The organism is Cuspidothrix issatschenkoi CHARLIE-1 (assembly GCF_002934005.1).
Taxonomy (GTDB): Bacteria; Cyanobacteriota; Cyanobacteriia; order Cyanobacteriales; family Nostocaceae; genus Cuspidothrix; species Cuspidothrix issatschenkoi.
This window is the reverse complement of the sequence record NZ_PGEM01000202.1, coordinates 1-6,765: the sequence shown is the minus strand read 5'-3', so window position 1 is coordinate 6,765 and position 6,765 is coordinate 1. Positions and strand designations below refer to the sequence as shown.

The 6,765-nt window shown below is 39.8% G+C and carries 5 protein-coding genes and 1 pseudogene; 5 read left to right on the top strand and 1 reads right to left on the bottom strand.

The genetic code is table 11. The annotated features are described in order from the left end of the window. Positions 1-132: 132 nt before the first annotated feature. The 3 genes from CUN59_RS20125 to CUN59_RS20115 all read left to right on the top strand — a co-directional run bounded on the left by CUN59_RS20125 (position 133) and on the right by CUN59_RS20115 (position 3,596). A complete protein-coding gene (locus CUN59_RS20125; protein ID WP_243407004.1) occupies positions 133-1,497 on the top strand; it encodes a condensation domain-containing protein in 1,365 nt (454 codons plus the stop codon). A 119-nt stretch (positions 1,498-1,616) separates the two neighbouring features. Next, a complete protein-coding gene (locus CUN59_RS20120; protein ID WP_306460525.1) occupies positions 1,617-3,047 on the top strand; it encodes an MFS transporter in 1,431 nt (476 codons plus the stop codon). 255 nt (positions 3,048-3,302) lie between these two features. After that, positions 3,303-3,596, top strand: coding sequence for a ferredoxin (locus CUN59_RS20115; RefSeq protein ID WP_104389497.1), 294 nt, complete (start codon positions 3,303-3,305; stop codon positions 3,594-3,596). An 81-nt stretch (positions 3,597-3,677) separates the two neighbouring features. On the opposite strand, the gene CUN59_RS20110 is transcribed toward CUN59_RS20115, so the two are convergent. Further along, positions 3,678-5,255, bottom strand: a complete 1,578-nt coding sequence (locus tag CUN59_RS20110; protein ID WP_104389496.1) for a SpoIID/LytB domain-containing protein — start codon at positions 5,253-5,255, stop codon at positions 3,678-3,680. Positions 5,256-5,573: 318 nt separating this feature from the next. Between CUN59_RS20110 and CUN59_RS20105 the strand changes: the two are divergent. Both CUN59_RS20105 and grpE read left to right on the top strand, forming a co-directional pair. Further along, a pseudogene (locus tag CUN59_RS20105) lies at positions 5,574-5,990 on the top strand (RNA-guided endonuclease InsQ/TnpB family protein); the annotation flags it as partial. Then, positions 5,977-6,645, top strand: a complete 669-nt coding sequence (grpE, locus tag CUN59_RS20100; protein ID WP_104389495.1) for a nucleotide exchange factor GrpE — start codon at positions 5,977-5,979, stop codon at positions 6,643-6,645. The pseudogene CUN59_RS20105 and the gene grpE, both read left to right, overlap by 14 nt. Positions 6,646-6,765 lie beyond the last annotated feature (120 nt).

The window sequence follows — 6,765 nt, the reverse complement described above, 5'->3', positions numbered from 1 at the left end:
GGGCCAGGAGGGAAAATCCGAGGCAAATGGTGCGGTAGCTGATATTAGCCAGGGTTGGTGCGGGGTAAAGCCGTTGGGTGGTTAGTGTTTGATTGGTTTGTATGGGGGTAGGGGTTCCCACATCTAAAACCTTTGTTGCCATTTCCGTTTTTAGTCGTCATTCAATCCGTAAAAATTACTCTTTTGGAAAAACTTTTTGGTTTACTGATATGGTATTTACAACAATTAGATCCTGAAAGTTGCGCCTACAACAGCTTTTTTATTTTACGTTTCACTGGCTCTCTTTCTGCAATTGCGTTGGAGTCCAGTTTCAATGAAATAATTCATCGTCATGAAATATTACGCACGGCTTTTACTCTAGTAGAAGGTCAACCTGTACAAGTAATTAGCCCGTCTCTGACTATACCATTAGAGATTATAGACTTACAAAACCTACCTTTAATAGAGCGAACATCGGTCGCAGAAAGACTAGCCGCGCTGCAATATAATCACCATTTTGATCTGGCTTTAGTCCCGCTCATCAAAACAACTTTACTGCGACTAACTCCAGAAGAACATTGGTTGACAGTCAATATGCACCACATCATCACAGATGGCTGGTCATTTGGTCTGTTGTTGGAGGAGTTAGGAATCCTCTATACAGCTTTTGTCAATGGTTTACCTTCACCCCTACCCGAACTGCCTGTTCAGTACGCAGATTTTATCCTCTGGCAACGGCAATACTTTAATGAACAGGTTATAGAAAAGCAATTGGCTTACTGGCTACAAAAACTAACTAATACTTCACTAGCATCTGATCAGATATCTAGCAATCAGCTACCGTTGAGTAACAAAAATAGCAGCGCAGCTATTTATTCTGTGGTTCTGCCAGCAAATATTGTGACATCAATCGAAGCCCTCTGCCGTTCTCAAAAGGTTAGCATCTTTGTGATCATTCTTACTGCTCTAAATATACTTTTGTTCAAGTACAGTAGTAACAACGACATTTTAGTCATGGCAACTATTGGTAATCGGAGTCCGGTGGAAACTGAAAAGATGCTCGGTTGCTTTATCAATGATGTAATTTTGAGATCGCATCTTTCCTGGGAGCAAACTGGACTGACTCTTTTTGAACAAGCCCAAGAAACTCTCACAGAAGCTATTAATAATAAAGAAATTGCTAGTCAAACAGTCATTGATACTATAAAAAGTAAACAAACACTTAACATCTCGGCTGCGGTTACTATGTTACCTCCACAAAATTTGCAGGACTGGATGTTAGATGTAGAATTTGTCACAATTAAGCGCGATCTCGACTTGTGGGATAGAGAAATTCCTTTAGAAATTTATGTTTCTTCACCTTCAGTAAATAATCCCACCATGGAAATTAAGGTTTTCTACAGCACGGAGTTATTTACAAGTGAAACCATCCAGTTTCTATTTAGCTATTACCAGCAAATTCTTCAGCAGCTTGTCCAAGATCCAACTAGTCAAGTTTGTGAATTTTTTGATTGGTGAACATTGCAAGAGTCAGATCACCGACTTCTCTAAGAAGTCGGTGATCTTATTCGACTACTTATAATTACTGCTATGTAACCGAAAAATGAGAAATAAATGTTACATTAAACCATGAAGCTTTGCCACACATCACTATTGCCATGTTAGAAAACAGCCCACCAGAGTTGAAACAACAACCAACATTTGAATCATCTTTATTGAGATGGACTGAGTATTTTTCCAGTCAGCCAGGAGAGATGACTCAAAGCATGAGCGTGTTTATCTTGATCTGGTTTGGCCAAGTGTTGTCTCTGGTTGGCTCGCGGACAACCAGTTTTGCGCTCAGTATTTGGGTTTATCAACATACGAATTCCACAATTCAATTTACACTGCTGATTCTCTCCACAACCCTACCGACAATTTTGATCTCTCCGATTGCTGGTGTGGTTGTCGATCGCTTTCCTCGGCGCTGGATCATGATTATTAGTGATTTTTGTGCGGGTTTATGTACCTTGCTAATTGCTTGGTTATTTATCAGTAATCACTTAGAAGTTTGGAGTCTGTGTGTAGTCAGTGGGATTAGTTCCAGTTTCAATGCTTTTCAAGGACTAGCCTATTCCTCCGCGACTACCTTACTTGTGCCGAAAGAACAACTTGGTCGTGCTAGTTCGATGACACAGATCAGATTAGCGATCGCCGAAATTCTCTCCCCCGCATTAGCAGCAGCCTTATTAGTAACTGTGCAATTATCAGGAATTGTCATCATTGATTTATCTACATTAGCCTTGGCCTTGATCTGTTTGCTGGTAGTTAAATTTCCTGAAATCTCGTCCACAGAAAATGCCGATGCCGAAACCCATTCATTTTGGCAACAAATCACCTTTGGCTGGAAATATTTAGTGGCACGTCCTGGACTACTCGGATTAGTCATGTTCATTGCCATTAGCAACTTTCTCATTGGTAGTGCGGAAGCTTTAACTACACCCTTAGTGCTTTCCTTTGCTTCCACTCAATCTCTGGGGACTATCTATTCTATTGCCAGTTCTGGACTATTGGTAGGTAGTCTAGTGATGAGCATTTGGGGCGGGCTAGAACGCCAGATCAATACTATATTTGTATCAATGGCATTTTTGGGCATCTTATATGTATTAGCTGGGTTGAAGGCTTCCACAGTTATATTTACGATCGCCAATTTCTTGATATTTCTGATCATTCCCATCATCAATGGATCAATTCAAGTCATCTATCAAAAAAAAGTAGCGCCAGACGTACAGGGAAGGGTCTTTGCTTTTCGCGGCGCGGCTGTGCAGGGGTTTTTACCACTTGCCTACCTCACCTGCGGAGCATTAGCCGATCAATTTTTTGAACCAATCATGGCGCAAGATGGGGCTTTAGCCAATAGCATTGGCCAGATTATTGGGGTTGGCCCTGGTCGCGGTATGGGTTTAATGTTGATCATCATGGGTCTGTTTTCTCTAGTTGCAACCTTAATTGCTTACTTATATCCACGTTTGCGCTGCGTAGAAAATGAACTACCTGATGCAATTCCTGACCAACCAGAGGTTTCATAGAGCCGATATCAAAGAATGTCCCCAAGATTCACCTTGACATCTATCTACCTACGGATTTTATATAACTAAAACTTATTAGTAATAAGTAACTAAATTTCATTACTAATCGGGGTTGATTTTCTGTTATAAATTTTAACTTTTCCCTTAGTATCAGAATTGAAGCAAATTTAAACCGACGGCTAATCCTGCAAAAGTAGCTGTGGCGTTTGCTTTAAAATAACTTATACTGCCGATTTCACAAGAGAGGATTATTAAATGGCTACTTACAAAGTTACTCTAATCAGCCCAGAAGGTACTACTACTATTGACTGTGACGATGATACCTATATTCTAGATGCAGCAGAAGATAAAGGATTGGACTTGCCTTTTTCTTGTCGTGCTGGTGCTTGTTCTACCTGTGCAGGTAAACTCGTCTCCGGTACTGTTGACCAATCTGATCAGTCTTTCTTAGATGATGATCAAATCGAAGCTGGATATGTGTTGACTTGCGTTGCTTATCCTACTTCTGATGTCACCATCGAAACCCACAGAGAAGAAGACCTTTACTAAGCTATAGCTATCCGCTATTAGTTACAAAATTAATTACAACCAAGGGGTTGGGAATTGGGTATGCGTTTTACTAATTCCCAATTACCTACCCTCTTTAATTTTAGTCCCAGGATAATAAAACTGCAAAATCTTGGTACTAGACCAACCTAATTTGGCTAAGTTTTGAGCGCCTGTTTGACTTAAACCCACCCCATGACCTAAACCACCGCCAATAAAAGCATATCCCCAAATATTTTTTTGCCCTTTATTCAAAGGCTGAATATAAAAAAAAGTGCTAACAGGTGCAGCGAAAGCACTACGCACTTCATCTTTATGTAAAGTAAATACACCAATATCTGTTTTGACGGCCAATTTTAAAATTCTCCCACTGGTACTACGTTCAACTATAGACATGGCCTCAATTTTCTGAAAGTTACTATAGGGGCTTTTTTTGGCCTTTAAAAACTTCTGTAAATCTTTGGTAATTTTATTAATGTCTGTTTCCTTATGCCAACGGAATACATCCCATGTACTCTCATTAAATCCAGTTTTGAGATTGATAAATTTCTGGAAGTTCTGACCATCTGCGAGATTTTGACGTGATAAGTCCCAAAGATTATTATTGGGGGCATCTATAATTGGTTTTAAATAGGGGCGATCTTCCCCATTCCAGATATCACTAAAGTTAGCGGTAACTCCACCAGTTGTAGAAGAATATAAAGCATCAACTATTTCATTATTGTAAGTTAGTACTTGGCCTCTGGTAGCTGCAATGGCCTGATCTGTATTTTTGGCAACTCCGCTGAGTCCTTGATAAACTTGACAGTGAGTATCTGCACATAATTGATAATTATCTACCGCAAATCTGCGGATATTTCTTAAAGCATAGGTGCGGGCAATAATAGCTTGAGCCTCCATAGCTGCCATTGGTGCATTGATCCCAATTTCATGGGGTAATACTCCCCGCACATAGGTTTCTAATGGTACTGTATTGACTAAGGTATAAGTTCCGTAGGCATTGGGTTGTAGGGTCATTTTGCCACTGTAAAGACGCTTTTCTTGGAGTTGTTCATCCGTACTCACCCTAATTAAGTCTTTACCGCTAGTCACCTCCAGGTGATTGGGACTATAGTTTTTACCATTGACTACCCAGGTAATTTTGGGTATTTGTTGTTGAATATTTGTGGCTAAGTAAGGGTTTTCATCGCCAGATTTTTCTATACTTTGTAATAGAAGGCGACGAATTAAGGGGGTGCTGTAGGTATTCCGTTTTGCCCACACTTGCCAGCGTTCTGGCTGGGCTATTTCTACTTCTATCCCCTGGGAACGCCAACGGTTGGCATTATCTTCGGCGGTTTCAAAGGTGCGAAAATCCCCCAGAACCAATACTTCCTGTACTATTGGTTGGTTGAGGGTTTCCATAATTGTGGTTAATTGGATGGGTTTGTCAGTGACGAGGGTTTGTTGCTGACTACCAACTGGAAATTTTAAGGTCAGGCGATCGCCTTTTGTGGGCGATAATTGTAACTTGGCTGTGGGTTTAGCCCCGAATCTTTGGACAATACCAATTTGCAATTTTATATCCTGGTTTTTGCTTACAGGTTCTGATGCGGCTGTTAATCCCAATAAGCATAAAGTTGTGATTAATCTGTAGCCAGAGCGCCAAATAAAGATTTTCATGAAAACTTAATCTAATGGATCATCCGCTGTTGTAGAGATTTGAAATTTGCTATGATAGTTTTTCGCTTATGCGCTTCTATAATAGCATTATGTCTTTTTTTCGGCACAATTGCAACTAAAACTCGTTATGAGTATGATATAGCAGAAGGCAGGAGGTGAAACACTGTTGCTGTTTGATAGCGCGGCCTGGCCTAAGCCATGTTTGGATTTTCAGTTTTTACCTCATTTATAGCAGTAGTCAGAAGTCAGGAGTCAGAAGTAAAACCCTACTCTGTCTACAGCTATACCCCGAAACTGCTATATATTGGCAAAGATATAGACTTAAATATTAAAGGCATGGTAAAAAACCGACATTTAACTAAGTCAATTTCTGATGCTGGCTGGTTAACTTTTCGGCAATGGTTAGAATATTTTGGACATAAATATGGGAAGGATGTTCCCGCTCATCATACAAGCCAAAATTGCTCTAATTGTGGTCAAAAAGTCCAAAAATCTCTAGTAACTAGAACTCATGCTTGTCATCATTGTGGGTTTGTTGAAGATAGGAATATTAACGTCAGTATTAACATCCTCACATTAGGATTAAGTACCGTAGGGCATAGGGGAACTTACGCTACAGGAGATTTGCCCTTTTGGGCGATTGGTGTTAACCTACCGTCTAACGGTGAGTCTGGTAGAGTCCCCGCATCTTTAGACAGGGGAGTGTCAAAACCCATAATTTATGGAGCAAATTAACTACACCCAGAATTTGCAAAATTTGATGCAAAGAGTCGGTTTTGCTAGTTTTAAATCCTTAAGTCGTGCTGCTGGTATTTCACAATGGCAAATTTTGCAGTTACGCAGGGGTAAAATCGGGCAAATGCGCGTGGGGATATTAATCAAACTGGCGGAGGTTTTACGGATATCCCAAGATGAGTTGCTAGAAACTTTTAGCTGTGAGAATTTGTCTGAAACTTTAAATTCAACAGATGTGGAGAATCTTGACCAAGATTTATTACGACAATTGGAAGATTTACAAAATGAATATCAGCGATTATCATCGTCTTTAAAACAACAAAGAGAAATATTACAGCAGGAGTTTCAGCAGTCGAGCTTACAAATATTAGAGTCTTTAATATTACAATGGCCAACAGCATCTCACAGAGCTAGGGAGGATCACCAATTAGCAGCAGTGAAAATATTACCTTTAGTGGATAAACCTTTACAATCATTATTACAGACTTGGGGTTTGAGCGCGATCGCTGATGTGGGCGCACAAGTACCATATAATCCAGAATTACACCAATTACTAGAGGGAACAGCACAACCGGGAGATATAGTTAAGGTACGTTATACAGGCTATATGCAATCTGATAAACTACTATACCGAGCTAGAGTTAGTCCTCTATAAAATTTATACCTGATGCGATTTTAATATGTTTTACTAATTAATCAATGATTTTACTGTTAGATTTTATATTTTCCCAACTTTACTGTTTTAGCAATTAAAATAGGCTCTACTAGAGTGGTT

Bases quoted from the DNA above. Each gene is read 5' to 3' on its own strand.
- CUN59_RS20115 (WP_104389497.1), top strand. From the start codon at position 3,303: ATGGCTACTTACAAAGTTACTCTAATCAGCCCAGAAGGTACTACTACT.
- CUN59_RS20110 (WP_104389496.1), bottom strand. From the start codon at position 5,255: ATGAAAATCTTTATTTGGCGCTCTGGCTACAGATTAATCACAACTTTA.
- grpE (WP_104389495.1), top strand. From the start codon at position 5,977: ATGGAGCAAATTAACTACACCCAGAATTTGCAAAATTTGATGCAAAGA.